The 3,948-nt window shown below is 70.6% G+C and carries 2 protein-coding genes and 2 pseudogenes; all 4 read left to right on the top strand.

Features of this window, described 5'->3' with window-relative positions:
- A pseudogene (locus AB0N06_RS38225) lies at nucleotides 1–969 on the top strand (transposase); the annotation flags it as partial.
- A gap of 30 nt (nucleotides 970–999) precedes the next feature.
- A pseudogene (locus tag AB0N06_RS38220) lies at nucleotides 1,000–1,275 on the top strand (DapH/DapD/GlmU-related protein); the annotation flags it as partial.
- A gap of 267 nt (nucleotides 1,276–1,542) precedes the next feature.
- The gene (lysA, locus tag AB0N06_RS38215; RefSeq protein WP_366139278.1) at nucleotides 1,543–2,895 is read left to right on the top strand and encodes a diaminopimelate decarboxylase; all 1,353 of its coding nucleotides are present in this window, start codon (nucleotides 1,543–1,545) and stop codon (nucleotides 2,893–2,895) included.
- Between the two features lie 9 nt (nucleotides 2,896–2,904).
- The gene (locus AB0N06_RS38210) at nucleotides 2,905–3,828 is read left to right on the top strand and encodes a LysR family transcriptional regulator (protein ID WP_366139277.1); all 924 of its coding nucleotides are present in this window, start codon (nucleotides 2,905–2,907) and stop codon (nucleotides 3,826–3,828) included.
- The last annotated feature ends 120 nt before the right edge of the window (nucleotides 3,829–3,948 follow it).

The raw sequence follows: 3,948 nt of genomic DNA, 5'->3' as shown, positions 1-3,948 counted from the left end.
AGGCGACGCTGCGCCGGCTGGACAAAGCGTTCGCCGCGTTCTTCCGCCGGATCAAGTCCGGCCAGACGCCCGGCTATCCGCGCTTTCGCTCGGTGGGCTGGTTCGACACGGTGGAGTTCCCGAAGGACGGGGACGGGGTCCGGTGGGACTCGACCCCGCACGACCGGGTCACCCGCGTCCGCTTCCAGGGCGTCGGGCATGTCAAGGTCAACCAGCACCGGCCCGTGGCCGGCAAGGTCAAGACCGTCTCGGTCAAGCGCGAGGGCCGTAAGTGGTTCGTCGTGCTGACCGCCGAGCAGGATCAGCCCGAGCCGCTGCCCGCAACTGGCAGTGTGGTCGGTATCGACCTGGGCATTGCCAACTTCCTCGCCGACTCGCATGGTCAGTTCGTGCCCAGCCCGCGTCACGGCCGCAAGGCCGCCGCGAAGCTTGAAGCGGCGCAGCGGGCGCTCAGTCGGTGCAAGCGCGGCAGCAAGCGCCGCCGCAGGGCCGTGGAGAAGGTCGCCGTCCTGCATCGCAAGGTCCGCCGCCGGCGCCTGGACCACGCGCACAAGACCGCGCTCGATCTCGTACGCGAACATGACTTCATCGCGCACGAAGATCTCAAGATCCGCAACATGAGCCGGGCCCCCGCACCGAAGCCCGACCCTGATCAGCCGGGCGGCTTCCTGCCCAACGGGGCCGCGGGCAAAGCCGGGCTGAACCGTTCGATCAATGATGCCGGTTGGGGGGGTGTTCCTCGCGATCTTGACCGCCAAGGCTGAAAGCGCCGGACGGGAAGTGATGGCCGTGGACCCCCGCAACACCTCCCGGCGGTGCCCCGCATGCGGCCACACCGCCAAGGAGAACCGGCCCACCCAGGAGAAGTTCCACTGCACCGTGTGCGGCCACATGGCGCACGCCGACACAGTGGGCGCCCTGAACGTTCTACGGGCCGGGCTGGCCCGTCGCGAAGCCCAACCGGCATAGCGAGAAGCTACCCCCTTCAGGGGGTGGAGGAGTCACGAACTGGACATCGAGCGCCGCAGGGCAGGCTGGGAGAAGGCGGACCCCGTGACGATCGGGGACAACGTCTGGCTCGGCGGAGGCGTGATCGTGTGTCCCGGCGTGACCATCGGGTCGGACACCGTTGTCGGTGCAGGATCCGTCGTCACCAAGGACCTGCCGTCCGGCGTGCTGGCGGTGGGAAATCCGGCCCGAGTCATTCGTTCTCTCGCGCGCGGCGAGGGAGCGGGGGAAGGAGAAGGGGGCGTGGCTGCGGGGCTCGGCGGATAACGGCTTGTGCCGGGACGCCGGTACCGGCATCCCGGCCCACATGTTGATCAGGGATGCTGCTCGTGACCCGGTACCCCTCCGGGGCCGCCCCTGGGAGTGCCTCCGGCCGACGGCATCGGGCTCCAGGCGGGGCGTCGATGCATCGCCATGGCCCATCGAACGGCGCGAGCATCGAATTCCATGAGGCTCAGCCATAGAAGAATGCGCTTTTGTGACCCCCCGTGCAGGCCGCAGGATGGCTGCGAGCCGGCTTCCGGGGAGGAACGCATGACGTCAGCCATCGAAACGGGTCTGCTGCCCTACACGTCCGAGGTCCGTCCAGAAGGGCTGGCCGTCGGAGGGGTCCTGCTCGCCGACCTGGCACAGCGCTTCGGAACACCCCTCTTCGTGTACGACGAGGAGCATCTGCGCCGAAGTTGCCGGGAGGCGGTCGCCGCCTTCGGCCGGGACAATGTCGCCTACGCCTCCAAGGCGTTTCTGTGCACGGCTATGGCTCGACTGGCCCATGAAGAGGGGATGTTGCTCGATGTCGCCTCCGGCGGCGAGCTACGGGTCGCGCTGCACGCGGGTGTGCCGGCCGGGCGGATCGTGCTGCACGGGAACAACAAGGACGAGGCGGAGCTGCGCACGGCCATGACCGCCGGGGTGCGACACGTGGTGGTCGACAGTTTCGACGAGATGGACCGCATTGAGCGCCTGTGGGCCGAGGAACACCTGCCGCCGGCCCGGGTGCAGTTGCGCGTGGCGCCCGGTGTCGCCGCCGGCGCTCACGAGGCCATCCGGACCGGTGGCAACGACTCGAAGTTCGGCTTCGGCCTCGTCGGCGGAACCGCCTCGGCCGCCGTGCGGCGGGCCTTCGGCTCCTCGGCGATGATCCTGGAGGGCGTCCACGCACATGTGGGTTCCCAGGTCCTGGACACGGCGGAACTCGCGGCGGGCGCCGCGGCCGTCGCACGGTTCGCGGTGGAGTCACGGGTGCGCCGGCTCACCGTCGGCGGCGGCCTGGGCGTCGCCTACGAGGCGGGGCAGACCCCACCGTCGTTCGCTGACTGGGCGGCCCGGGTGCGCACCTCGGTGCGTGACGCGGGCTGGGGCGACGAGGTGACCGTGGAGCCCGGCCGGTCCATCGCCGCCCGCGCGGGGCTGACCCTCTACCGGGTGGGCACGATCAAGCGCATCGCGGGCGTGCGGACCTACGTCAGTGTCGATGGCGGTATGAGCGACAATCTGCGTCCCGCGCTGTACGGCAGCCGGTACGAGGCGTTCCTGCCGCGCTGCCCGCGCGCGCCTCGACCGTTGCGGGCACGGCTGGTCGGCAAGCACTGCGAGAGCGGCGACGTGATCGTCGACACCGCCGCACTGCCCGCCGATGTGGGTGTGGGAGACCTTCTGGCCACGCCGGTCACCGGCGCCTACGGATACGCCATGGCCTCCAACTACAACAAGTTGCCACGCCCTGCTGTCGTCTTCGTGACGAATGGCCTTGCCCGCACCGTGGTGCGCCGCGAGTCCGAAGAGGACCTGCTGCGTCTGGACGTGGACGAGGACGCCGGGCACCTGGCGCGTGCGGCGATGGTGCGGTCCGGTGCCGTGGCGACGCAGTGCGTCGGCAGGGCCTAACCTGACCCGATGCTGAACAGTGCCCGCCTGCTCGTCCTGCTGGAAATAGCCCGCACCGGCACCATCGTGGCCGCGGCCCGGGCGCTGCATCTGAGCCCGTCCGCGATCTCGCACCAACTCGCCCGGCTGGAGCAGGAGCTCGGGGTGGCGTTGGTGGAACGTCAGCCGCAGAGCCTGCGGCTGACGGCAGCCGGTGTGCGACTGGCCGAGCACGCGCAGGCCGTCGCCGACCTGATGGCCGTCGCACAGGACGACCTGCGGGCGCACTCCGAAGGCGAGGCCGGTCTCCTCAGGCTGGGCTTCTTCGCGTCCTCGGGCCTTGAGCTGCTCCCCCGGGCGCTGTCTGCGTTCGCGGCGAAGCGGCCCCAGGTCGAACTGGAGCTGATCCTGGGGCAGCCGCACGAGCTGGTGCCCGATCTGGAGGCGGGCCGCCTGGATGCCGCGGTCGTCTTCGAGCATCCGATGGACCCCTGGTGCCGGCAGGCGACCGTGAGCGTGGAGATGTTCTTCGACGAGCCGCAACTGGTGGTTCTCCCCCTGCGGCACCGTCTCGGGCGGTGCAGCGCGGTTCGGCTCGCCGTCCTGGAGGGGGAGAGCTGGATCGGCACGCACGGCGGCCACACAGGCGAGCCGGTTCTTGAGCGCGCGTGTGCGGCGGAGGGGTTCCGGCCCCGGGTCCGCTGCCGCAGCGATCATTACCAGGTCACGATCAACCTGGCGCGCGCGGGCATGGGTATCGCGCTCGTCCCGGCTCTCGGGCTCGGCGACACCACGGGCGTGCACGTCTGCCGGCTGGACCACCCCCAACTGCACCGGCGCATCGGGGTCGCCACCCGGCCCACCAACCGCAACCCGCTGCTGCGGATTTTCCTCGCGGAACTGCGTTCGGCCGCAGAGGAGATCCGGTCACTGCTGGAGATGCAGTGGTCCTGACCGGCGGGCCGTGCTGCCGCCTGCTTCCGACGGGCGGGCCGCGCCCCCCTGTGCCGGGGGGTCGGGGTGCGCCCCGGGTGGTCACGACGGGCGGGCCGAAAGCCGGTCGGCCTCTCGGCC

It is taken from the genome of Streptomyces sp. NPDC051020 (assembly GCF_040683105.1).
Lineage (GTDB): Bacteria > Actinomycetota > Actinomycetes > Streptomycetales > Streptomycetaceae > Streptomyces.
This window is presented reverse-complemented; position numbering and strand designations above follow the sequence as displayed.